Here is a 25249-nt window from a genome sequence, read left to right as displayed (position 1 = left end):
CACATAAGTGTAGTAAATCTCACCGCCAATTATGTGGTAGGCGTCTGCTCTAACGTGGACAAAGGTGCAGCAAATAGCCAGAATAAGGAATCTGTACATTCAAAGGGGTGCAAATCTGTAAAATGACTTTCGTATAGGAATTTACAAAAAAAAAGCCGTTTGAACAATCATTTTTTCCAGTGTACACGCGGGTTCTGGAACTATCTGTAGAATAGTTCTTTACAATTGAAAGTATGTAATTAGATATAGATTTTTCTATCTGACAAGGGTCACTGTACCTTTCCTTATCACGGTTTCATCGTTGACATTTTTACCCTGGACTACCCAAACGTATGTACCAACGGCAGCGGGTGAACCATTAAAGTAGCCGTCCCATCCCTGCATATACTTGTCAGTACTGAACATCAGTTTTCCCCAGCGGTCATAGACCCTGAAAAAGTCCATCTGTACAATACCCACAGGCAGTGGGCGGAAGATGTCGTTCTGGCCGTCTCCGTTAGGTGAGAAACCGGTCGGAACATAGATATCCGGTCCTGCGATAAAGCGGATTTTGATATTATCCCTGCCGACACAACCTTCAGCCGTATAGACGGTTACGGTATATGTAAAATCGTGATTGATGGTAGTGGTCGGATTATAGACATTCGGATTATCCAGTCCGTCAGCCGGCGTCCATACATACGTGGCGCCGCCGGAGGCATTCAGCTGGAAAGGCTGGTTCAGCATGGCGATGGTATCATTACCGGCGAAGGCAGGTACCGGAGGTACTACATTGATCTGTACGGTATCGTTAATCGGTTTAGGGCAACCCAGTAGGTCCGTAACGGTAACGATGTATTGTGTGGTATCTACAGGCCTTGCTGCGGTATTGGCGCTTCTCGGTGAGCTCAGTGTGCTGGCAGGCGACCATTGGTAGCTACTGCCGCCTGATGCCCGCAAAATGACCTGTTCTCCATAACAGATGGTAGTATCTTCTCCTGCGTAAGCAGCCGGAGGATCGACGACAGTCAGTTTTACATTGTCAAAGCCGTCACAGCTACCCAGTTCTCCACGTACAATGTAAGTAACTGTCGGTGCCGGAGGAACGATGTTTAGAATGAGTCCTTCTCCTACAACCGTATTGGTAGCTGCATTGCGCCAGGTAAGCGGATAATCACCGTCAGGGAATGCGCGCAGATGTACTTCATCACCGGTACATACTGTACTGTCGGCGATCGTCCTGATGACAAGCGTATCTCTTACATCTATTGCCACCTGTTTTGAATTGGTACAACCGGTAGCATCTGTAAATGTTACGGTGTAAGTGGTATCTCTTTTAGGCGAAATGGTAGGTGTCGCCGTATTGGCATTTGTGATGTTATAGGCCGGTGTCCAGGCGTAGGTGCCGGTTACCACATTACCATCTACCAGACTTTCTGCAAATAACTGTAAGGAGTTACGGATACAGAGAAGGGTATCTACGGTAGTGTTTAACGGCGGCTTATCATATATAATGATGTTGGTCGTATCGAAACGTTCACAGCCCTGTACCGTCTTTATTTGCAGCACAACATCATAGTTGCCTGGGCCAGGATACTGATAAGTTGCGTTCTTCTGGCGGGATGTATCGGCATCAGTTGATTCATTGCCGAAATCCCAGCGATAATAGTTGATTGCATCGCTGCCGCTGGAGGTCGTGGAGCGATCCGTAAAAACGGTCGTGGTATTGGTACAGAATCCGCTGATACGGGGATCTGGCCGCAGCATCGGATATACATAGGCTGTCGCCGTTGCACTGTCGCCGCAATTACTGTTTTTATCCACCCAGAGTTTCACGGTATAAGTACCGTCTCTGGTGTAGGTATGTGGCAGATCAGCTGTACTGGTGGTTGTTACTTTCTGTCCGTCGCCAAAATCCCAGTCATAGGTTTTACCTTCTGTACTGTTGTTGACAAATGTGACCGTATACCCGGAGCAGTCATTGTATTTCTCCGGCATGGCGGCGACAACTTCCCGCACACAGGTGGTGACGTTGATGTGGAAATCTTTGCGGTGAATGCCAAGTAATATGCCATTACGGTATTCGGAGGCGCAGACGGTTACCACATATTTACCAGCGTTGGGAGCGATACCGGAGATCACCCCTGTTTTCGGATCGATGACAGCATCGATACCCAGCGGAGTTGATCCGGTAAATGGACTCTTATATGGAATAAAGTTATAAGGCGGCGCATCAGAAGGGTTGGGTATACCTGTCTGGTTGGTAGTATAACCACCACCATATGCATCACAGAACGTATATACCAGGCTGTCGCTGTTGGGATCTATGGCAGAAAAGTCATAGGAGAATTTTTTATTGGCACACACGAGTACTGCTTCATCTTTTGCGAAGTAAGGACTTGAGTTGTCCAGAATACCGGTTGATCCCGGTAATTCTGTGAAGTAGGTAGCGCCGTTGCCTGGGAATTGCTGTTCGTTATTCGGATTACGTGTATCCACGATATTCTGCATAGAGTTATCGCGGCAGCAGCTCTGGAAGGACACCACATAACCGCTTCCGGTCACCGGTACTGTAATGTTGTGCACATAGGTACCGATCTGGAAACAGATATCCGGTGGATTCACGATACAGGGATCTACCTGTCCGAGGTTTTTGGTCTCTTTGGTAGCCCTGCTCACCAGCGGGGCTTCGAAGGGCGTATTGCTTGCTTTATTGAAAATGGAAAAGTAGACCTTGTCGGGCAACTCTGCTATATTCTGTCCGCTACCGCAGATACGGAACAGTTTTAACGTTACCTGGTAGGTAATCGTATTGTCTGCTGTATTGCGGGAAACATATTTATAAAACATTTCGCCTCCGATAATGTGGGAGGCTTTTGTAACGTTTCCAATCAGGAGAATAAATAGCAATAGTCTAAGGGTCCTTTTCACATTCAATAGTGTTGGCAAAAAAGAATAAACTGTTCTAACAGTTGTTTACTGGCTTCGGGCATTTCCCACATGCCCATATGTCCCGTTTCTTCAAAGATGTAAATACTGCTGATGCGTGGTATGGATACCTGCGGCAGCACATTCTGCATGGGTACTGCTGTATCATCTTTTCCGATTACAAACAACACGGGCACGGTGACAGATGATAAAACTGCAGTGCGGTCAGGGCGTAGGATCATTGCTTCATAATAAGCGATCTGCGACGACTGTGAGCACTGCAAACACATCTGAATATACGACTCAATTTGTTCAGGATGCTGCTTTTTATAGGCAGGGCTGAACATATTAGGCATTGTCTGTTTTACAAAAGCTTCATTGCCATACTTCTCAATCATATTTATTGATTTCCGGCGGGCTTCTTTTTTTTCCTCTGTATCAGCTGCGGCAGTAGAATGGAATAATCCTAATCCCTGTATAAGTGCAGGATACTTTTCTGCCAATGCAAGGGCTACATATCCCCCCATGGAATGTCCGATCACTGTTACCCTCGATATACCTTCTGACTGTAAAAGACCGTATACATAATCGGCCATACTTTCCATACTCAGCGGAGTGGTGACTGGCGTATCGCCTGTACCCGGAAGATCGGGTACGATCACATAAAACTGTTCGCTCAAGGTATCCAGCTGACGGTGCCAGATCTGGTTATTCTCAGAAAAACCATGTATTAACAGCACAGCCGGCTTATCCTTTAGATTGTTATTTTGGGTCGAAGGTTTATTTGACACGAGAATTAATTTTTTTAGTTACAGACGACGAAATACGATGTGCTCAGTTACCATTGTGGAGCTTCCCTTTTCCGGTGAATTTCAGATAATAGCTATATAAAATGACCATCAGACAGAAGGCAATGGCTGCTTTTGAAATCAGATCCCCGAATCTTACATAGAACGTAAAAGTATCGTCTGGTGTTACAGTTGCGGAGATAACTCCTTCTTTCCAGTAGGGGAGTGGTTGCTGCAATCTTCCCATCGGATCTACTACGCAGGATATGCCGGTATTAGCGCTGCGGGCCACCCAGCGGCGGGTTTCAATAGCCCGCAGACGGGCATATTGTGCATGCTGGCGATGCCCTTCTGTATCTCCCCACCAGCCATCATTAGTAATAATGAACAGCAGATTGGCGCCCCGTTTTACATGTTCTGCAACGTATTCTCCATACACTGATTCATAACAGATAGTAGGTAATACTTTAATATGTGTGTGCACATCTTCCAATAGCGCCACACCTGGTGTAAGGCCATATCCACCGCTGATACCGCCCATGTCCAGTGCCAGTGACTTCATGAAAGACATATAGCGGGCATATGGGATCAGTTCTACCCCTGGTACCAGTTTCGCCTTGTGATATATCTGTACGGCGTAAGATGTATCCAGTTGTATAGCACTGTTGAACACATCATAGCGCAGATTGCCGTCATCTGAACTACGCGCCAGAACAGGTGCTTCATCTGCCACATCATAACGTTTCAGGGTAGTCGCGCCGCTGATCAGCGTTGCCCGTGGATGACTGCGCAGGAACTGTCTGATACGCTCTGTCTCATTTTCATACGCCAGCTTATGTTCCCACACACCGCGTGTGAATAAAGCTGTTTCCGGCCAGACAATATATTTGGTCGTACTATCTGTTTCTTTGGCTGAAAGTGTCAGCAATTTATCCAGTTGTGCCTGTTCGTTTTCTTCTGCGAATTTGTCGTAAGGATCAATATTCGGTTGCACGATCACTACTTTGGCTGTAGGACCGGCAGGTGCCTTAAAACTGTATTGTATCAGAGAACTGAGCAGCAGTGGAATGACGATCAGGGCAGCAGGTTTCCAGGCTGTTTTCCACAGGAATGTTGAAAAAGGTACCGGATACTGTTTGCGCTGCCGCCAGGTTTCATAGATCAGGATGTTTGCAAGCAACACCCATAATGTACCGCCACTGACACCGGTGTATTCATACCATTGCACCCAGGAAGGATGCATGGCGAAAACGTTTCCCAGACTGAGCCATGGCCAGCTGAATTCCCAGTTCAGGTGAACATATTCGAACGTCAACCAGTATACTATCAGGGCAAAATAGCCGGCTGTTCTGCCCAATCTCGTTCTTGAGCGGTGGTATCCCATCAGGGGAACGCTCATTACCAGTGTGTTGATGAGGTTTGCTGCCAGACCACTGGCCGGTACGGTAGTATTGCCTACCCACCAGGTGGTAGCGAGGTTCCAGAAGAACAGCGACAGGAAAATGCATCCGTAAAAGCGGCCACCATGTGGTACGAGATCAGCCAACCGCAGCAGCGGAATAAATGCGATGAATATCAGGAAGGTAAAGGGCGCGGTTGGCCATGCGGCCCATAACAGCAATGCACCGGCAAGGCTTAATAGTATGGGTAACCAGCGTTTCATAGTCGAGTTGTTTTGTGAGCGGACCTCTATGCAGGTGCATGGATGACCATAGTTATTGTTGTCTGATCGCCTGCTTGACAGGTCGGGAAAGAGCGAATATAAAAGTACTCGGGCAAATAAATTATTAAATAATAATAAAGCCTCCTGCTCAAGTCAGGAGGCTTTATCATTATTGTGAACTGCGATGGTCAATCGTCAATTATCTGTCAACTGTATATTATCACACATCAATCACTTCAGCACATTATTTCAGCACATTATTATTGTCCGTTCACCATCAGTTGTCAGCGAAAGATTATTTGCTGTAGTTCGGTGCTTCTTTTGTGATCACCACATCGTGCGGGTGGTTTTCTTTTACGGTAGCAGGAGAGATCTTGATGAACTGTGCCGCCTGCAGCGTCTTGATATCTTTAGAACCGGTAAGTCCCATACCTGCACGCAGACCACCAACGAACTGCTGAATCACTTCAGACAGTAAGCCTTTGTAAGGAACACGGCCAACGATACCTTCCGGTACCAGTTTCTTGATATCATCTTCTTCCTGGAAGTAGCGATCTTTACTACCTTCTACCATCGCTTCCAGAGAACCCATACCACGATAAGACTTAAATTTACGTCCTTCGTAAATGATTGTTTCTCCAGGGCTTTCTTCCACACCAGCGAAGATAGAACCAGCCATGATAGAGGAAGCGCCTGCTGCCAGGGCTTTCACCATATCACCTGTATAACGGATACCACCATCAGCGATCACAGGAACACCCGTTTTCTTCAGTGCTTCAGCAGCCAGCAATACAGCGGACAGCTGAGGGAAACCTGCACCTGTAACAACGCGGGTTGTACAGATAGAACCTGGTCCTACACCTACTTTTACTGCGTCAGCGCCAGCGGCAGCCAGTGCTGCTGCACCTTCGCCTGTCGCTACGTTACCAGCGATCACTTCCAGTTTAGGGAATGTTTTTTTCAGTTTCTTCAGGCTGTTGATAACCGCAATGGAGTGACCATGTGAGCTATCCAGACAAACCACATCTACACCTACATTGATCAGGGCCTGTGCTCTGTCGAGAACATCCGGTGTGATACCCAGTGCCGCACCTACCAGCAGACGGCCATAGGCGTCTTTTACTGCGTTAGGGTAGTTGGATACCTGTAAAATGTCTCTGTAAGTAATGAGTCCTACCAGTTTACCATTTTTGGCAACTACAGGCAGTTTCTCAATTTTATTCTGCTGAAGGATCTTTTCTGCTTTCTTCAGGTCGGTACCTTCAGGGGCAGTGATCAGGTTTTCAGAAGTCATTACTTCGCTAACCAGGCGTTTGTGATTTCTTTCGAAACGCAGGTCGCGGTTAGTGAGGATACCAACCAGTTTGCTGTTGTTCTCATCCACAATGGGAATACCACCGATGCTATTTTCTTTCATCAGGCGGAGTGCTTCTCCTATTGTCGCATTGGCGTGCAGGGTAACCGGATCGAGAATAAGGCCGTTTTCACTGCGCTTTACTTTTCTCACCAGTTCTGCCTGTTTCTCAATGCTCATATTTTTATGCAGAATACCAATGCCACCCTGACGAGCCAGTGAAATGGCCAGGTTAGCTTCAGTAACAGTATCCATGGCCGCGGAGACCATCGGTATGTTAAGGCGTATGTTTTTGGTAAGTTGCGTTGAGATGTTTACGTCTCTGGGAAGCACCTCAGAGTAGGCTGGAACCAGGAGTACGTCATCAAAGGTAAGTCCGTCCTCTACAAATTTCGGTTTTGATTTTCCGGCAGGCATGTTGCAACTATTTGTCAGTTATTAAATAATTGCACGCAAATGTACGGCTATTTAAGGAAATAGAAAAATGTTGCTGCAAAGGAATGTGATTAACGATGTTCTCTTTGAGTGGAAGTGCGGTGAATGGCAGGGTTGGATCGTATTGTTAATTGTTGGTTAACCGTGGTTGGTTTCCTCTTCGTTAAAATCAAGGGTTTCTTCGATTATGCCCTTATTACACCGGTATTAAGCCGTTATCTGTTCGTTCATGAACGAAGCTTTAGCGGCGTAATGTCGGTGTAATAAGGAGATAATACGGAGAATTGTCCGGGGAGTGTGTTTATTGTGTTGATATACAATGGTATAGGTTTTTTTGGCAGTTTTTTTACGAATAGCGGATGTATATCTGAGCGTTATGATGGTTTCCTGTCGTCTTGAAAGCTTTTTCATTTGTTTCTTTTGGGTTGTAGGTTGTGGTGGGTTGTAGACAGGGGGATACGCTGCGGTTTCAGATGGTGTCGCGGACTGGCGCCCGTTAAGGATGTTGATTTTGCTGTTGTTTTTTGGCTGAGGGTTGGGGCCTTGGTTGGGCTGTAGCTTTTTGCATGGGACGGGCTGAGGTCCGCTTTAGCATCTGAAATCCTGCGCTTTATTCCTGTGTTTCTTTTGGGTTGTAGGGTGGTGGTGGGTTGTAGACAGGGGGATACGCTGCGGTTTCAGATGGTGTCGCGGACTGGTGCCCGTTAAGGATGTTGATTTTGTTGTTGTTGTTGGGCTGGGGGTTGGTGCCTTGGTTGGGCTGTAGCTTTTTGCATGGGACGGGCGAAGGTCCGCTTTACCATCTGAAATCCTGCGCTTTATTTCTGTGTTTCTTTTGGGTTGTAGGGTGGTGGTGGGTTGTAGACAGGGGGATACGCTGCGGTTTCAGATGGTGTCGCGGACTGGTGCCCGTTAAGGATGTTGATTTTGCTGTTGTTGTTGGGCTGGGGGTTGGAGCTTTGGTTGGGCTTTAGCTTTTTGCATGGGACGGGCGAAGGTCCGCTTTAGCATCTGAAATCCTGCGCTTTATTCCTGTGTTTCTTTTGGGTTGTAGGGTGGTGGTGAGTTATTGGCAGGGGATACGCTGCGGTTTCAGATGGTGTCGCGGACTGGTGCCCGTTAAGGATGTTGATTTTGCTGTTGTTGTTGGGCTGGGGGTTGGAGCTTTGGTTGGGCTTTAGCTTTTTGCATGGGACGGGCGAAGGTCCGCTTTAGCATCTGAAATCCTGCGCTTTATTCCTGTGTTTCTTTTGGGTTGTAGGGTGGTGGTGAGTTACAGGTTGGGGGATATGCTGTGATTTCAGAGGGCAAAGCTTTTTCATTCCGGAGATATGGTGTTTCTCCAGATATTAAATTAAAGTGAATACAAGGGGAGTTGTTTTTGAATGCTGGTATCAATTGGTCTGTGTCAATTGACCAGCTGGTATTTCTGTCCGGGCAGGCTTTTTAATATATGCCGCATTTCAAGTTTTAGTACCAGTGAATTTACCTGACTGCCGGGAAGATGACTTTCTCTGCGTAGTTCATCAATATGTTTTTCTGTATCGCCGCTGAAGAGCGTAACAATATGTTGTTCTGCATCATCGAGTGTGATGAATAATTCTTTCTGCGGATTGAACTTTACGGCAGATGGGGTATTGTCAGCATACCATCCCATTGTTTGCAGGAAATCAGTGGCGTTTGTGATCAGCATAGCCTTGTTGGTTCTGATCAGTTCATTGCAACCAGCGGAGTGCGGATCATTGGCGCGGCCGGGAATGGCAAAGACATCCCTGTTGTAACTGTTCGCAATATCCGCAGTGATCATCGAGCCTCCCTGCGTACCGCTTTCAATAACGATCGTTGCATCTGCAATGCCAGCTACGATACGGTTCCGCATCGGGAAATGCTGTTTATCTGGCTGTGTATGACTGAGGAATTCAGTGAGCAGTCCACCGTTATCGATCATCTCTAATGCTGTACTTCTATGCTGCTGTGGATAGATACGATCCAATCCATGCGCTAATACACCTATTGTCGGAATTCGCTGTTGTACGGCACGTTTGTGTGCGATGATATCAATACCATAAGCCATACCGCTGACGATTACAACATTGTGTACGGTGAGTGCTTCCACCAGTTCTGCACACATGTTTTTGCCATATTCTCCCGGTGCACGGGTACCGACAATACTGACGATCCTGGCTGCATTCAGATTTGTAGTGCCTTTATAGTAAAGCATTACAGGACTGTCTGCACAGTGACGCAGTCGTTGTGGATAATTTGTACTTGTGTAGAAGAGTGCCTGTATGTCGTTTTTTTCCAGGAACTCAATTTCCTTATCAGCTCTTCTGTAATCACGAAACTGAAAGATCGCATCTGCTCTGACAGTGCCGATATCAGGAATATTGCTGAGTTCTTTTCTGGAAGCGTTCAGTACGTCGCTGGCTGAACCGAAATGTGCCAATAATTTTTTTGCGACAATATCTCCTATTTGCGGAATTTGTGTAAGTGCAATCTGGTGGCGTAATTCCTCCTGCATATTGCTTATTTTTGCGGTTAACATATCTAAGTTAAAACATCTTCTCATTACTCCCATGCAACACAAAAATATTTTACTCACATGTGTATTCTTTGCCGGTATGATCGCCTGCAAGACGACACAGTCGCCTGTTGCTACTACACCTGCTGCACCGGCTACTGTATTACAACCTTATGGTCCTGCGTGGGCCGCTTTGTGGCAACAAAGATCATCAGAGTATAAAGCCCTGTGTTTTCAGGCATATAATATCGCGAGAGTACGGTTGGATGAAAGTCTGTCACAGTCGGTCTCACAGCCGCTGGCTATCGTAACGGATATTGATGAAACCGTGTTGGATAACAGTCCGTATACCGTACACACATCATTGCAAGGACAAGGCTATTCAGAGAAAACATGGGCAGAATGGACCGCAAAAGCAAGCGCTGATACCGTGCCTGGTGCATTGTCTTTTCTGCAATATGCAGCTGCTAAAGGGGTACACGTGTTTTATATCAGTAACCGTGCGGAGACGGAACGTAATGTCACTTTACAGAATCTCCAACGCTGGCACTTTCCCGATGCAGATAATGAACACCTGTTGTTGAAAACTACAGGATCAGGAAAGGAAAGCCGTCGTGCGCAGGTCGCAAAAACACATCAGATCATATTGCTGATGGGAGATAATCTGGGCGACTTTTCAGAGATGTTTGATAAACAACCTGTGGATAAACGCACCGCATTAACGCAACAATCCGCTGCTGATTTTGGTAACAGATTTATTGTATTGCCCAATCCGATGTATGGCGACTGGTTACCTGCGATGTTTGAGTATAATTATAAGCGTAGGGCAGGAGAGATGGATTCTTTGTTGAAGAAGCAGCTGAAAGACTATTAAGACAATTAAGCATTATGGTATCAGGAGTTGGCATGCAGCGGAGATTGATCTGACGTAATTGGGATTATTATTAGTAGCATTTTCACATAAAAAGAACGGCGCTTCAGTGATTTGAAGCGCCGTTCTTTTTATGTGAAAGTCTTAAGATTGATCAGTCAATATTTTCAGTAACAGGAAGTAACAATACAAATTCCTGATTCCTGTTTGTAATGCTTATAAAGTAAGAATTTTCAGCTCGGTTCTCCTGTTTTCCGCTCTTCCAGCAGCTGTCATATTATCCGCCACAGGTTTGGTTTCTCCATAACCTTTAGCTTGTAATCTTGCAGCAGGAATACCTTTATCTACCAGGTATTTCACAACCGCCTGTGCACGACGTTCAGACAGTAACACGTTGTCTTTGGTATTACCGATGTTATCGGTGTGACCGCTGATCTCAATTGTTACAGTCGGATTTTCTCTGAGCAATGCAACAAGTCTGTTCAGCTCCAGTTCAGAACCTGTTTTGAGCGTGAACTGTCTGGTATCGAAGAAGATGTTATGTAGTACAAGTACAGCGCTTGTATCAAGTGGCTGTAAAGCGATCTCTCTGTAGAATGATGAATCAGGAGAAACATTTTTCAGTGAAAAATTATCGGAGTAGAACAGATAGCCTTTGCGGTTTACGCTGAATGCATAATCTTTTCCGGTTGGCAATGGCGCCATGAAGTTACCTACTTTATCGGTGCGGATCGTCGCTGCTACCTGTCCTGTTGCCAGGTCATACGTTTCGATATTGGCGACCAGGCGTTTCTGGGTTTTAGCATCATAAACAAATCCACTTACGTAGAGTGTTTTCAATGGTCGTACTTCCGGATACAGTTCGAAGCTGTAGAGATCCAGTTGTCCACGGCTGTCAGATCTGTCGGAAGCAAAATAGGCTGTTTTACCATCAGCAGCTACGATCAGACTTGCATCTTCGTCAGCCGTATTGATAGGATAACCTAAATTAACAGCCGGTCCCCAGCTACCATCAGGCTGACGGCGGGATACAAAGATGTCCATATCTCCAAAACCCTGATGTCCGTTGGAAGAGAAATAGAGGGTCTGATTGTCAGGATGTATGAAAGGTGTTGCTTCACGTCCGGTTGTATTGATATTGGAATCGAGTCTTTCCGGATAACCCCATCTGCCATTAGGCTGCATTTTACTCATGAAGATATCAGAACCAGCGTCCTGTGTTTCACGGGCAAAGTAAAGTGTCTGTTTATCTGCGGATAGACTTGGCTGTGATTCCCAGGCGCGGGTATTAATAGGAGAACCCAGGTTCATCGGATCTACCCATAAGCCTTCTTCTGTACGGATCGTAAAGTAAATATCACAGCTTCCTCTGCCGCCGGGGAAGTCGCAACCGGTGTATACCAGCATGTTACCATCCAGGGAGACGTTCTGTGCGCCTTCATTATTGGCGGAGTTGACAGGTGCGCCGATACTGTAAGCCGGCATCCAGCCGAGGCTATCATCTCTTTCGGACACATAGAAATCTTCGTTTTTGCTGTTTACACGGCGTGTAAAAACGAGCATACGACCGTCAATGGTGAGCGAAGGAAAATATTCAGGGTCTTTACTGTTGATGCTATCGCCCAGATTCTTTGGTTTGAAGGGAACTGGTTTGGCTGCTGCTTTTGCGGCAAAAGTATAGGTCCTGATCAGCGCTTCAGCCTTCTCACTTCTTGTCTTACCGGTCTGACTATAGATGGTAACAGCGTTCAGGGCATCAGCGAAACGTCCTTCTCCTGCCAGTGCTTTGGAATAAGCCAGCAGGGCAGGTCTGATAGAAGGGCTGTCCAGGCTTTTAAGGGTCTCGAAATTAATGATTGCTTCCTTATACTTTTTCAGCTCTACGTAAGTGATCACCATTTGTCCATAAGCATCTGTAAAACCGGGTTCCTGTCTTACAGCGTCTTTCAGGAGATCAATGGCATCCAGCATACGATATTCCCTTACGGCCATCTGAGCATCGTCAAAACTTTTCTGTGCTTTTTTCTTCGCATTGTCATAGGTTATTACCTGGGCATTCATTTCCAGGCCTAACACTAAGCAACAGCATATCAATAAGAGGACTCTCATCATAACTTAGATTGGCTTGAGCGCCAATATATGAAAAAAAGCACAAATGTAATGTGTTAAAATGATGTATGGATGTGGTTCTTAGGGAACATTGATGTATTTGTGCGTTTGCAGAGAAAGCTGCCACTTTGGATTTTCCTTGATGTAATCGATAATAAGTGGCATGATCTGAGCGGACTTATCCCATTCAGTCTGGAGGTATAGTTTACAATGCGGGCCAGCCAGTGCGGCATACTTTTCTGCCCAGGCAAAATCACTTTTATTGAATATCACGACTTTCAGCTCGTGCGCAACGTAACATATTTCAGGCAGCGGAGCTTTGAATTTTTTGGGAGACAGGGTGATCCAGTCCCAGTGTCCACTGAGTGGAGAGGAGCCGGAGGTTTCCATATGTGTACGGAAGCCTTCTGCATGCAGCGCATCGGTCAATGCATCGAGATTATGCATCAGGGGTTCACCACCGGTGATAACGGCAATACGTCCCGGATGTGCAGCAGCATCGCTCACGAGTTCGCTGATAGCGACAAGCGGGTGACGGGAAGCGTCCCAGCTTTCTTTCACGTCACACCAGTGACAGCCTACATCGCACCCGCCGAGGCGGATGAAATAAGCGGCCTGTCCCTGGTAGTTACCTTCCCCCTGAAGGGTATAGAAACGTTCCATGACAGGAAGCTGAAGAGATGTGGCGGTATCGGCTGTAATAGTTGACATGTTACAAAGTTACGAAAATGCAGAACGCTTAACGCGCTTTGCCGGCGGCAGTATTCTCTTCCCGCCTGTGGCGGACAGTGAACCTATCCTGGCATTGCAAAAGGCGTTAAGCGTTTTACAGGATATTGTTTAATTCATATTTACTTTCTGGCTTGCAGCGTTATACGTGTTTTTCAACAGGGCTGCGATGGTCATCAGACCTACTCCTCCCGGAACCGGTGTGATGAAACTGGTCTTAGGTGCTACTGCATTGAAATCAACGTCGCCTACCAGTCTGAAGCCAGACTTTTTGCTTGCGTCTTCGATGCGATTGATTCCTACGTCGATCACAACAGCGCCTTCTTTCACCATATCAGCTGTTACGAAGTTCGGGCGACCGATCGCTGCAACGATGATATCTGCCTGTAAGCAAAGTTCTTTCAGATTAGCGGTCTGAGAGTGTGTAAGCGTTACGGTACAGTTACCAGGATTCGCGTTACGGCTCAGCAGGACGCTCATAGGCGTACCTACGATGTTGCTGCGTCCGATCACTACTGCATGTTTTCCTTTTGTAGGAATGTTATAGTGTTCGAGCATCAGCATGATGCCATAAGGAGTCGCAGGAATGTAGGTAGGTAATCCGATTACCATTTTACCTACGTTCATCGGGTGGAAACCGTCTACGTCCTTGCTGGGATCAATTGCGTTGATCACCAGTTCTTCGTTGATATGTTTTGGAAGAGGAAGTTGTACGAGGATACCGTCAATATCTGCATTTTCATTGAGTAATGTGATATTGTCCAGTAAGTGTTTTTCAGAAATCTTCTCGTCGAAACGTAAAAGGGTGGAGTGGAAACCAATTTCGGCGCAGGATTTAACCTTTGATGCCACGTAAGTTTCGCTGGCGGGATTATTACCTACCAGGATGGCTGCCAGGTGAGGGACTTTTTTGTCCAACGCTTTCAATTCAGTTACCTTATCTGCCAATTGGGCTTTAACAGCCGCTGAAACAAGTTTACCGTCTAAAATTTGCATGCGCAAAGGTAGGTATTTCCTTTCAAGTTCCGCAAAACAAGTTCCCTGCCATACATAATGAATAGGTCACTTGTTTTGCTACAGGAAAACCTGTACATATCAGAACTTGTAATAGTAGTGGAAATTTTAAAGGCAGGCTAAGGTTGCCCAATATAACTAAATTCTTGGAGAAGCGGATAAAATTTCCGGTGTTGCCTGTGACGCATATTTCTCAAAATTGCGTACAAACTTCACTCCCAGCTCATTAGCCCGCTGATCGTAGGCAGATTTATCTGCCCAGGTATTGCGTGGGTCCAGTATCTCGGAAGGCACGCCCGGACAGGATTCCGGAATAGAGACACCGAATACCGGATGGTCTTTATAAGCCAGTTTATCCAGCTGTCCGTTCAGTGCGGCGCTTACCATGGCCCTGGTGTAGGACAACCTGATACGCTGACCGGTACCATATGATCCACCGGTCCAGCCGGTATTGATCAACCAGACGGTAGCCTTATGCTGGCGTAGTTTTTCACCAAGCAGGGAGGCGTACTGTACAGGATGTAATGGCAGGAAAGGCGCTCCAAAGCAGGTACTGAAGGTAGTGGTTGGTTCTGTAACGCCGGTTTCCGTACCTGCTACTCTGGCTGTGTAACCGGAAATGAACTGGTACATCGCCTGTTCCGGCGTGAGCCGGGAGATAGGCGGTAATACGCCGTAAGCATCACATGTCAGGAAGAAGATATTATCCGGTACGCCACCTACGGAAGGTATAACTGCATTGTCGATATAATGGAGGGGATAGGATACCCTTGTGTTTTCCGTGATACACTTATCGGCGTAGTTGACGTCGCTGGTACCCGGATGGCACATGATATTCTCCAGTAAAGCGCCTTCGCGGATCGCATGGAAGATCTGCGGTTCCTTTTCTTCGCTGAGGTCTATACACTTCGCATAGCAGCCTCCTTCAAAATTGAAGACGTTATCAGCCGACCAGCCGTGTTCATCATCCCCGATCAGTCTTCTGTCCGGATCAGCGCTGAGCGTAGTTTTACCAGTACCGCTCAATCCGAAGAAAATAGCGGTATCGCCTTTGGCGCCCAGGTTGGCAGAACAGTGCATACTTAGTACGCCATGTTCGTGTGGCAGAATGTAATTGAGGATGGTGAAAATACCTTTCTTGATCTCACCGGTGTAAGCGGTGCCGCCGATAAGGATCAATTTACGGGAGAAGTTAACTACCGCAAAATTAGACTGGCGGGTGCCGTCAGTGGCCGGATCTGCAAGACATCCCGGTGCCTGAATGATGGTCCAGTCTGCGTGAATGTCTTCCAGTTCTTCTTCTGAAGGGCGCAGGAACATGTTGTAGGCAAACAGGTTAGCCCAGGGCGATTCTGTAATGACACGGATATTGACACGATAGGAGGGATCTGCACAGGCATAACCTTCCCGCATCCAGACGTCTTTACCCGCAAAATAACGGGTGATCCGGTCATACAGTTTGTCAAAGTTTTCCGGGCTGAATGGAATGTTGAAGTCATTCCAGTTGACAGTGGACGCTGTGAGCGCGTCTTTTACAATAAATTTGTCTTTTGGAGACCTTCCGGTAAATTGTCCGGTGTTCACTGCAAGGGCGCCGTTGCTGAGGATAGCGCCCTGTCCGAGAGCCACAGTTTGCGAAATAAGTTCTGTTGGCTCTAACTGATAGAAAATATGACTCGTCTGCCGTATACCCAGCTCTAATAGGTCGGCAACAGGATTCCTTACACTGCTGACTTGCATGGTAAGATTGTTTTGGTGTAGTAAGCAAATCTAGTGCTTTTTTGATATTATCAAATTAAAGCCCGCAGTTTTGAATAAATTTAGAAAATGTAACTGCTAAATGGTTGTTTGTTTGATAGATTTCTAAAATGGATCTGTCTGTTTTGCAGGAATGAGTAAAAAATTAAGTGCGTGTCATACGCTTATTCCCGGTAAAGCCCCTGCATATTTCATTATATTACAGTCCGGTAGATGTTATGCTATATTTGTTATTATTAATCGTTCTTTTTCCGTGAGAAAATCTGGCCGGCTTTATCAGGTACCAGGTAAAATGACTGGCAACAAGTCGCCGGACGAAGAGTGGACGAACTAGCGACGAGTCTGCGACGGCCAGGCCACATCCAAACATTAACAGTTTGACTACATAATAGACAAGGGGGCGTTTTGTGAAATTTCAGTAGGTTTGACGCGCATTTTTGAACGCCACCGTAAAAAAAGAATATGAAAAATTTACCATTAGACTCTCAGATCTTCATTAAGAATCGCCAGCGCTTTATTGCTGCCATGCAGCCGGATTCCATTGCCATCATCAATTCCAATGACGAATTGCCGACGAATGGGGACGCGTTGTATAAATTCCAGCAGAATGCTGATCTGTATTGGTTGACCGGTGTTGAGCAGGAGGATACGATGGTCATTTTATATCCTGATAATCCTGATCCTAAGTTCCGGGAAGTACTGGTATTGGTACGTCCGAATGAACTGAAGGAAAAGTGGGATGGTCACAGACTGCGTAAAGATGAGGCGTTGGCTGTTTCCGGTATTTCTACCGTTGTATGGCTGGATAGTCTGGATGCCATGCTGCAACCCTGGATCCATGATGTTACCAACATCTATCTGAATACCAACGAAAATAACCGAAAATCAAGTCTGGTGCCTGTAAGGGATTACCGTTATGCAGAAGAAATGCGTAGCCGTTATCCTTTGCATAATTACCTGCGTGCAGCCGTTATATTCAAGCAACTGCGTGCGGTAAAGACGCCAGAAGAAGTGAAAGTGCTGCAACAAGCGATCGATATTACTGAAAAGACGTTCCGCCGTTTATTGGAGTTTATCCGTCCCGGCGTATGGGAACATGAGATCCATGCTGAGATCCTTCATGAGTTCCTGCGTAACAGGGCTGATGGAGAGGCATACGGATCTATTATCGCCAGTGGCGACCGTGCACGCATTCTCCATTATATATTCAACAATCAGGAGTGTAAAGACGGAGAGCTGATCCTGATGGACTTCGGCGCTGCTTATGGTGGTTACAATGCTGATCTTACCCGTACCGTACCGGTAAATGGTAAGTTCACCGCCCGTCAGCGTGAGGTATATGATGCCTGTCTGCACCTGCATAACTATGCTAAAACCATCCTCCGTCCGGGTATTACCATTGCGAAATACCATGAAATGGTAGGAGTGGAAGCCGGTAAGCAGTTTGTGAAGATCGGTCTGCTGAAAGAAGAAGACATTAAGAATCAGGACCCTGAAGTACCAGCGTACCGTAAATATCTGTATCATGGTATTTCACACCATCTGGGCGTAGGTGTACATGACCTCGGACCGTCCTTCCACCAGCCGATCCCTGAGAATTCAGTGATGACCATAGAACCAGGTATCTATATTGAGGAAGAGAAAATGGGGATCCGTATAGAGAACAATGTATGGTTGACAGCAGGTGGTAATGTGGACCTGATGAAGAATATTCCTATTACTGCTGACGAGATAGAGTCGTTGATGAAGAAATAGTATATATATTTACTAAATATTTAATGCTAAAATGTGCGATCGTCTATGGAGAAACCCTTCATAGACGATCGGCTTGAATACAGATGAAGCAACTTCCTAATATCCTGACGCTCGGCAACCTGTTTTGTGGTGCTCTTGCCGTTATTTACATTCTGCATTCTCCTGAATACAGAGCGGAATTTAACGGGGGAGAGTATTTGGTTACCAACCCTGCACCTATGTACTGGGCATCTGCCATGGTGGTACTGGCGGCCTTATTTGACTTTACCGACGGCCTGGCAGCCAGATGGCTCAAACTGCAATCGCCGTTTGGCCGTGAGCTGGACTCACTGGCTGATATGGTGAGTTTCGGGCTGGTACCTGGTATGATGCTGTTCCGCCTGTTGAGAAGCGCATACATGAGTATGCCTGACGTATTTGATGTGTCTTATGTGAATCTGGCGCCGGCTTTACTGGTACCTTGTTTTGCAGCTTACAGACTGGCAAAATTCAACCTGGATACCCGTCAGTCAGAGAACTTTATCGGTATACCGACACCGGCTGTAGGATTACTGGTAGCCTCTTTCCCGATGATCATCATGTACAATCCGTTCAATCTGGCGCACTGGTTACAGAACATCTGGGTGCTTTATACCATTATTGCCCTGCTGTGTTACCTCATGGTAGCAGAGATTCCAATGCTCAGCCTGAAGTTCAAGAGTTTGCAGATCAAGCCTAACTGGGCCCGGTTCTTACTGGTGGCACTGTCACTGATCGCTATTCCTTTCCTGCAGTTTGCGACTGTTCCGTTTGTTTTTGTATGTTATGTTTTGCTGTCACTGGTGGCAAAACCTGCGACCGGAAGCGCCGCTAAGTAGTGGTTTTTTGGGATTTATGTCTTAGGTTTGCGTCAAATTTTTCAAAACATGACGTTTACTGCACATATAAATGTGATGCCGCTGAAAGAATTACTGGACCCTCAGGGCAAAGCCGTAATGAGTGGTTTAAAGAACCTTGGCATCGGTAATGTACATGACGTGAGAATTGGCAAACACATCACCCTTCAGATAGAAGCTGCTACTAAAGAAGAAGCACAACAACTGGCGGAAAATGCCTGTCAGAAACTGTTGGCTAACCAGGTGATGGAATCTTTTGAAGTTAGCATCCACTAATAAAACAGCAATTACGAATTACGAATGTCGAATTACGAATGAGCTTATAGCATCTATCATCATCGCTGCATTTCATTCGTAATTCGTAATTTGTAATTCGTAGTTGTATGAAGTTATATCTCGTTCCTTCTCCCATAGGCAATCTGGCCGATATTACTTACCGTGCGGTAAAAGTGCTGGAAGACGCTGCACTGATACTGGCGGAAGATACCCGTACCTCCGGGTTCTTATTGAAGCATTATAATATCAATAAGCCGATCACTCCCTACCATCAGCATAACGAACATAAGGTACTCCAGCACCTCCTGCAACAGTTACAGGGTGGCAAGACCATGGCCCTGATCACAGATGCAGGCACGCCCGGCGTATCTGATCCCGGCTTCCTGCTGGTACGTGAATGTATCCGTACGGGCATACCGGTGGAATGTCTGCCGGGAGCCACTGCGTTTGTACCCGCACTTGTCAACAGTGGCATTCCTATGAACCGTTTCTCCTTTGAAGGATTCCCTCCACTAAAAAAAGGGCGGCATACTTTGTTCACACAGCTGGCTACGGATGAGCGTACACTGGTATTTTATGAATCGCCTATGCGTTTGGTAAGAACCCTGGCCGATCTGATCACTTATTTTGGTCCGGAGCGCCAGTGTTGCGTGAGTCGCGAGTTGACAAAGATGTTTGAAGAAAATAAAAGAGGTACTTTACAGGAAGTACATGATTACTTCGCCGAAAAAGGTGTGAAAGGAGAAATCGTGCTGATCGTAGAAGGAAAATCGTAAACCGTTAAACAACTCAATTAACATAAACAGAATTCAGGATGACGCAAACGACAGTAACAAAATGTCTGCTGGCTTGCCTGCTTATTGCGGGTTGGCAAGGTGCGAAAGCCCAGTCAGACCGCTGGCAGCAGAGAGTAAAATATACAATGGACATCAATATGGATGTTGCGGCTAACCGCTTCAGTGGCAAGCAGAAACTGCAATACACCAACAACTCTCCTGATACGCTTTACAAGGTATTCTATCACCTGTACTGGAATGCATTTCAGCCAGGTAGTATGATGGATGTACGTAGCCGCGAACTGGGACAAACGGTGCTGTACAGAGATAAGAACGGTAATGAAAGACGTGACTGGGATGGACGTGTTACCGATCGTATTTCTAAACTGCAACCTGACCAGATCGGTTATCAGAAAATACTTTCCCTGAAAAGAGATGGTGCTGCACAGCCCTATAACGTGATCGGAACCATCCTGGAAGTGCCATTGGCCAAGCCGATCCTGCCACATGCGACTGCTACATTCGATATGGAATTTGAGGCGCAGGTGCCTGTACAGATCCGCCGTAGTGGTCGTAACAACTCTGAAGGAGTAGATTATTCCATGGCACAGTGGTATCCTAAAATGTGTGAATACGACTACGAAGGATGGCATCCTACACCATACATTGCACGTGAATTCTACGGCATCTGGGGTGATTATGATGTGAAGATCGCTATCGATAAGAAGTATGTCGTTGCCGCTACCGGTTATTTACAGAACCCTAACCAGATCGGCTATGGTTATGAAATGGCGGGCAGTAAAGTATTGCGTCCAGCTGGTAATAAACTGACCTGGCACTTCTCTGCACAGAACGTACATGATTTCGTATGGGCTGCTGATCCTGATTACAAGCATATCACACAGCAGGTGGATGGTTTCACTGCTCACTTCTTCTACATAGAGAATGAGACAACAAAAGAAACCTGGCCGACCTTCGCTAAAATGATTCCAACGGCTTATAAATACATCAAAGAACATTACGGTCCCTATCCATATAAAAGCTATTCCTTTATACAAGGTGGTGACGGCGGCATGGAATATCCAATGGCTACGCTCATCATGGGTAATGGTAAACTGGAAGGACTGTATGGGCTGGCTGCACATGAATGGATGCACACCTGGTATCAGGGTATGCTGGGCACGAACGAAAGCCTGTATCCATGGATGGATGAAGGTTTTACCACCTTCGCAGAAAACAATGTGGTATATCATACACTCGATTCAACAAAATCACCTTCCGCACAGACAAGTGCCTACAACGGTTACTTCGCCCTCGTAAGAAGTGGTTATGAAGAACCGATGAGTACACACTCAGATCACTATAATACCAACTATGGTTACAGTCTGACTGCTTACTCAAAGGGAGCTGTATTCCTCGAGCAACTGGGTTATATCATCGGTGCGGAAGCACGTGATAAAGGTCTGTTGAAATACTATTGGGAATGGCGTTTTAAACATCCGAATGTGAATGATTTCATTCGCATCATGGAAAAAGAAAGTGGTCTTCAGCTGGATTGGTACAAACAGTACTTTGTGTATAGCACAAAACACATTGATTACAGCATCGACAGCGTGTTTGAAAACAATGGTAAAACAGTTATAAGACTACGTCGTGTGGATAACATGCCGATGCCAATTGATCTACTGATCACAGGTAAAGATGGTAAACAGGTAATGCACTATGTTCCAATGTCGCTGATGTTTGGTGCGAAACCAAATGAAGATGCAGCAGTACAACGCGTAGTGCATGACTACTGGCCATGGACAAACAGAACATACGATGTGGAAATTGATATGCCGATGAGTGAGATCAAAAAGGCGGAGATCGATCCGAGTGAACGTATGGCTGATCTGAACAGAAGTAATAACGAGTTTGAGCAATAGTGATTGGGGATGATAAAATTGAAACGCTGCTTCGCAATGTGAAGCAGCGTTTTTTTATATAAGAAAAATGAATGTATTAACCTGACGTTAACCTAATGTGGATAAGGATTCGCGTAATATTGTTAGATAAAACATGTTAACCATACCAATATTGCCTATGAGCCGGAACTACGCCAGAACATTACAGGACCAGGACCAGGTAGAACATTTTTTGACAAAGGTTCTTGAGTTAGATTATTCTCAGTTAAGCAGTGATATCGCTTATAAAATAATTCAGGGAGAAAAAGGAGTAGATGATTCAGATACTCAATCACAAACGCTTGTCAATACAAAATTCAGGGACAGAAATTACAAAGAGGAAAACAAAAGGTGGGCTTTGCGGAAGCAAATAATTCAGGAATTACTGACGTTGACAAGACCAGAGAACGATGACTTAATTAGTCTCGGGAATGGAGGCGCACTTCCTCACAGTGGAGTAAAAAGGGACAGTCAGGCATATATTCTGATTGGATTGCCCGCTTCCGGAAAATCATCTATTGCTGTTTCTATTTCGGAAAAATTTGGAGCCCTTATTATAGATCCTGATTTTGCCAAACGTAAACTGCCAGAATTTTCTAACTATGCGTGGGGCGCGACAATTGTTCATGATGAGTCGAGCGAGATAGTAAACGGTTTTGCAAATAATCCGAAGAAAATATTATCCGTTTATGAAACGGCCATTCAAATGAAATATAATGTAGTTGTTCCCAAAATAGGATCAGATAAATATTCAGTCCTTAAAACTTGTAATACTTATAAATTAGCTGGATATGAAGTGCACCTGACGCTGGTATCACTTTTCAGAAAAGATGCTACAATAAGGGCGCTGCATAGATTTAATGAAACCGGACGATATGTCCCACTAAGTCTGATATTTGATGGATATAGTAATGATCCTTGTCTCAACTACTACATGCTAAGGAATATGAAACAAAATGTTATATCCAGTTTTGGAGCCGTTTCTTCAGATGTACCCAGGAACCAACCTTATAAACTGATTGATTTTAAGGGAAATAATCCTGCAAGATTGTATCAGCAACAACCAAACAATTTTAAATTAGCAATATCATGAGTTTCCGTAAATCAAATCGCAATGCATCGAAATCACGCAGGAATCAGTCTCCGGCGCAAAGAAAGAAGGCATTTATTGCCAGAAATCTGCATGTAAGAAAACATGACGAAGTAATGGCTTATCTGTATAACTATGAAACGTTAGAAGCTGAAAGAATGCTGAAAATAACCAAAAGACTGTTGGCAGAAAAACAAGCATAAATGTATGTGAAAGATCAAGCCGAAGAGGCACTCATAAAAAGACAAAGGCGGCTCTTTGCAGTGCCGCCTTTATCATGGAAACAAATGAACAATAGTCTATCTATCAAAAAAAACGAGCTTGTTATTCTAACACATCACAATCAAAGCCTTTCCCCTTCACAAAACTGATCACTTCATCTTCCCCGGCTTTCATTTCCGTGATACGTAATACCTTATCACAATCTTCAAGATCTACGTGACATTGACCTACTTCAAACCGGCCACGGATCGCTTCCAGAATAGTTTGCCGGTCTTCCTTCGTCGCGATATTGGTTTTGAATATACCTATCATGTCAAACGGTATTAGGTGGTTTATGGCTATGCTATGCATTACAGATTGGTTTCGGTTTTAGACTCCTGTTTTTCATCATCAAAAGGGCTCTGTCCCCAACGAGGACCTACGGTGCAACGACGGAGCTTTTCACGCAGTTTCTCTCTTTCTTCTTCTGACATGTGCTGCATTTTCTCCATCATACGTGCGCGCCATTTTTGTTTGGCTCTTGCACCCCATGGCGCTCCGCCGCTACCATGCCAGCCGAAGATCAGTTTACCCAGCAGACAAAGGCCCAGTGCCTGCCAGAAGGTGATGACAGGACCATGGAACAGTTCCGGAATGAGCCAGTTCCACAGATATTGTACAGAAAAACCGACTGCACAACAGAAGACGAAGGCCATCAGGATAAACTTGAATACATGTGCAATCTTGGATACATTGGGTGCACGTCTCATATATAATGTTTTTAATCTTGTAAAAGGTCTTTATACAGTTCCGCCAGCCGTTCCCGGAGGAAAAGCACTGCATATCTTTTTCTGGATAATAAGGTGTTGACGGACACACCAGTTTCAGCAGACATCTCCTTAAAGGACTTGCCTTCAATTTCATGTTGCAGGAACACAAAACGTTGCTCTTCCGGTAATTCATCGACAGCTTCCATAATAGACTCAGCTATTACTTTACGGGTCATGGGCGCATCACTCAGCGCACCCGGGTCAGCTATCACTTCTGAAAGGAATAAGGTTTCTTCTCCATCATATTCGCGGGTATGCTCGCTGAAGGTAGACTCACGTTTTTTACGGAACCAGTCGGTAATCTTATTCCGGGTAACTGTAAAAAGCCAGGCAGTGATAGAATCTATCTGACTACCCACACGTGAATACTCTGTAAACTGGTAAAATACATCCTGCAGGATATCTTCTGCATCAGCTACATTATTGACCCGTTTCCGGATAAAATGAAGCAAGCGTTTGCGCTCCTGTCGCACCGTTTCCTGGATGCGCTCGTTTTGTTCTGCAGCCATAGCCAGAGGCGTTTTTTTAAGGAGCAATTCTTTCATCTTAATAAGGGAGACGAAAAAACAGTATCGATATTTTACAGTTTACTAAGTTTTTGTAAGATTTTTGGCGCTATTTTAGTATGTAGGTTGATTATCAGTTATTTATTTACAACAACAATATGCTTTTCCTGGAAAAATTCCTCCGGGAACAGTTTATAGATGTTGGTAAGCTGGGGACGAACACCACTTTCTGCGATTTCTTCGGTCAGGTCACCGCCTTTCAGGCAGATCAATCCGGGTTGCTGCTCATGGGCAGGCGCTTTTTTCAGTACCGGCTTGGCCCAGCGCCATAAATCCTTCAGGGGGGCAACTGCACGGGATACCACCAGGTCAAACTTACGGTCTTTGATATCTTCCACACGGGAGTGCTTAAAGGTCACGTTTTTCAGTCCCAGGGCTTCAGATACGCCTTCTACCACTTTGATCTTCTTTCCGATAGAATCTACCAGGTGGAATTGTACTTCCGGGAAGAAGATCGCCAGCGGAATGCCGGGGAAGCCTCCACCTGTACCCAGGTCCAGTATCTGCATACCATTCGGAAAGTCAGCCACAGCGGCAATGCTCAGCGAATGCAACACATGTTTCTCATACAGTGCATCAATATCCTTACGGGATATCACATTGATCTTCTCGTTCCATTCCTGGTAAAGCCCGCTCAATGCCTGTAATTGCTGTAACTGTGTATCCGTAAAGTCTGAAAAGTATTTAAGTACGATCTCCATGATATTATATGCGCTGTAAATTGGTGCAAATGTAAAGAGCTTGCTGCAATAAAAAACGGCTGTCCTTGTTGAGACAGCCGTTCATAT

Annotated in this window: 22 protein-coding genes; 9 read left to right on the top strand and 13 right to left on the bottom strand. The window is 45.6% G+C overall.

Features of this window, described 5'->3' with window-relative positions; all coding sequences use genetic code 11:
• Positions 1–255: 255 nt before the first annotated feature.
• The 5 genes from BMZ72_RS21060 to dprA all read right to left on the bottom strand — a co-directional run bounded on the left by BMZ72_RS21060 (position 256) and on the right by dprA (position 9668).
• A complete protein-coding gene (locus BMZ72_RS21060) occupies positions 256–2910 on the bottom strand; it encodes a gliding motility-associated C-terminal domain-containing protein (RefSeq protein WP_143087736.1) in 2655 nt (884 codons plus the stop codon).
• A gap of 2 nt (positions 2911–2912) precedes the next feature.
• Positions 2913–3698: an alpha/beta fold hydrolase gene (locus BMZ72_RS21055; protein WP_177222877.1), complete on the bottom strand. Its 786-nt coding sequence runs from the start codon at positions 3696–3698 to the stop codon at positions 2913–2915.
• Positions 3699–3741: 43 nt separating this feature from the next.
• Complete coding sequence (gene lnt, locus BMZ72_RS21050; protein ID WP_089811694.1) at positions 3742–5358, bottom strand: apolipoprotein N-acyltransferase; 1617 nt, start codon at positions 5356–5358, stop codon at positions 3742–3744.
• A 295-nt stretch (positions 5359–5653) separates the two neighbouring features.
• A complete protein-coding gene (guaB, locus tag BMZ72_RS21045) occupies positions 5654–7129 on the bottom strand; it encodes an IMP dehydrogenase (RefSeq protein ID WP_089811693.1) in 1476 nt (491 codons plus the stop codon).
• A gap of 1426 nt (positions 7130–8555) precedes the next feature.
• Positions 8556–9668, bottom strand: coding sequence for a DNA-processing protein DprA (gene dprA / locus BMZ72_RS21040; protein WP_255373256.1), 1113 nt, complete (start codon positions 9666–9668; stop codon positions 8556–8558).
• Between the two features lie 55 nt (positions 9669–9723).
• Here dprA and BMZ72_RS21035 point away from each other — a divergent pair, with 55 nt between their 5' ends.
• A complete protein-coding gene (locus BMZ72_RS21035) occupies positions 9724–10542 on the top strand; it encodes a 5'-nucleotidase, lipoprotein e(P4) family (RefSeq protein WP_089811692.1) in 819 nt (272 codons plus the stop codon).
• A 213-nt stretch (positions 10543–10755) separates the two neighbouring features.
• Here the strand turns inward: BMZ72_RS21035 and BMZ72_RS21030 are convergent, their stop codons facing one another.
• Together BMZ72_RS21030 and BMZ72_RS21025 are read right to left on the bottom strand one after the other, a co-directional pair.
• Positions 10756–12651: an OmpA family protein gene (locus tag BMZ72_RS21030; RefSeq protein ID WP_089811691.1), complete on the bottom strand. Its 1896-nt coding sequence runs from the start codon at positions 12649–12651 to the stop codon at positions 10756–10758.
• A gap of 78 nt (positions 12652–12729) precedes the next feature.
• A complete protein-coding gene (locus tag BMZ72_RS21025) occupies positions 12730–13359 on the bottom strand; it encodes a 7-carboxy-7-deazaguanine synthase QueE (RefSeq protein ID WP_089811690.1) in 630 nt (209 codons plus the stop codon).
• Between BMZ72_RS21025 and BMZ72_RS37025 the strand changes: the two genes are divergently transcribed.
• On the top strand, positions 13358–13492 hold the full coding sequence (locus tag BMZ72_RS37025; protein WP_255373255.1) for a hypothetical protein: 135 nt from the start codon (positions 13358–13360) through the stop codon (positions 13490–13492). The two genes, BMZ72_RS21025 and BMZ72_RS37025, sit on opposite strands and share 2 nt — an antisense overlap.
• On the opposite strand, the gene folD is transcribed toward BMZ72_RS37025, so the two are convergent.
• Positions 13489–14373 carry a bifunctional methylenetetrahydrofolate dehydrogenase/methenyltetrahydrofolate cyclohydrolase FolD gene (gene folD, locus BMZ72_RS21020; RefSeq protein ID WP_012794495.1) on the bottom strand — a complete coding sequence of 295 codons (885 nt, stop codon included), beginning with the start codon at positions 14371–14373 and terminating at the stop codon, positions 13489–13491. The two genes, BMZ72_RS37025 and folD, sit on opposite strands and share 4 nt — an antisense overlap.
• Before the next feature lie 156 nt (positions 14374–14529).
• A complete protein-coding gene (gene pckA / locus BMZ72_RS21015) occupies positions 14530–16131 on the bottom strand; it encodes a phosphoenolpyruvate carboxykinase (ATP) (RefSeq protein WP_089811689.1) in 1602 nt (533 codons plus the stop codon).
• Positions 16132–16611: 480 nt separating this feature from the next.
• Between pckA and BMZ72_RS21010 the strand changes: the two genes are divergently transcribed.
• The 7 genes from BMZ72_RS21010 to BMZ72_RS20980 all read left to right on the top strand — a co-directional run bounded on the left by BMZ72_RS21010 (position 16612) and on the right by BMZ72_RS20980 (position 23067).
• Positions 16612–17904 carry an aminopeptidase P N-terminal domain-containing protein gene (locus tag BMZ72_RS21010; protein WP_089811688.1) on the top strand — a complete coding sequence of 431 codons (1293 nt, stop codon included), beginning with the start codon at positions 16612–16614 and terminating at the stop codon, positions 17902–17904.
• Between the two features lie 83 nt (positions 17905–17987).
• Positions 17988–18761, top strand: coding sequence for a CDP-alcohol phosphatidyltransferase family protein (locus BMZ72_RS21005; RefSeq protein ID WP_089811687.1), 774 nt, complete (start codon positions 17988–17990; stop codon positions 18759–18761).
• 48 nt (positions 18762–18809) lie between these two features.
• On the top strand, positions 18810–19055 hold the full coding sequence (purS, locus tag BMZ72_RS21000) for a phosphoribosylformylglycinamidine synthase subunit PurS (RefSeq protein WP_089811686.1): 246 nt from the start codon (positions 18810–18812) through the stop codon (positions 19053–19055).
• 107 nt (positions 19056–19162) lie between these two features.
• Positions 19163–19831 carry a 16S rRNA (cytidine(1402)-2'-O)-methyltransferase gene (gene rsmI, locus BMZ72_RS20995; RefSeq protein ID WP_012794490.1) on the top strand — a complete coding sequence of 223 codons (669 nt, stop codon included), beginning with the start codon at positions 19163–19165 and terminating at the stop codon, positions 19829–19831.
• A 38-nt stretch (positions 19832–19869) separates the two neighbouring features.
• Positions 19870–21756, top strand: coding sequence for a M1 family metallopeptidase (locus BMZ72_RS20990; RefSeq protein WP_089811685.1), 1887 nt, complete (start codon positions 19870–19872; stop codon positions 21754–21756).
• A gap of 157 nt (positions 21757–21913) precedes the next feature.
• Complete coding sequence (locus BMZ72_RS20985; protein WP_177222876.1) at positions 21914–22867, top strand: zeta toxin family protein; 954 nt, start codon at positions 21914–21916, stop codon at positions 22865–22867.
• On the top strand, positions 22864–23067 hold the full coding sequence (locus BMZ72_RS20980) for a hypothetical protein (RefSeq protein WP_089811683.1): 204 nt from the start codon (positions 22864–22866) through the stop codon (positions 23065–23067). Before BMZ72_RS20985 ends, BMZ72_RS20980 begins: the two co-directional genes overlap by 4 nt.
• Before the next feature lie 121 nt (positions 23068–23188).
• Here BMZ72_RS20980 and BMZ72_RS20975 read toward each other — a convergent pair whose 3' ends face one another.
• The 4 genes from BMZ72_RS20975 to rsmG form a co-directional block, all read right to left on the bottom strand.
• Positions 23189–23398 carry a hypothetical protein gene (locus BMZ72_RS20975; protein WP_089812383.1) on the bottom strand — a complete coding sequence of 70 codons (210 nt, stop codon included), beginning with the start codon at positions 23396–23398 and terminating at the stop codon, positions 23189–23191.
• Between the two features lie 38 nt (positions 23399–23436).
• On the bottom strand, positions 23437–23835 hold the full coding sequence (locus tag BMZ72_RS20970) for a hypothetical protein (RefSeq protein ID WP_177222875.1): 399 nt from the start codon (positions 23833–23835) through the stop codon (positions 23437–23439).
• 11 nt (positions 23836–23846) lie between these two features.
• Entirely contained in the window at positions 23847–24404 is a 558-nt protein-coding gene (locus tag BMZ72_RS20965) for an RNA polymerase sigma factor (RefSeq protein WP_089812382.1), read from the bottom strand.
• A 134-nt stretch (positions 24405–24538) separates the two neighbouring features.
• Complete coding sequence (gene rsmG, locus BMZ72_RS20960) at positions 24539–25162, bottom strand: 16S rRNA (guanine(527)-N(7))-methyltransferase RsmG (protein WP_089811682.1); 624 nt, start codon at positions 25160–25162, stop codon at positions 24539–24541.
• Positions 25163–25249: the final 87 nt, after the last annotated feature.

Origin of the sequence: Chitinophaga sp. YR627, from assembly GCF_900114995.1 — a bacterium.
GTDB lineage: Bacteria > Bacteroidota > Bacteroidia > Chitinophagales > Chitinophagaceae > Chitinophaga.
The sequence above is the reverse complement of the archived record's forward strand: the minus strand, read 5'-3'. Positions and strand labels throughout refer to the sequence as shown.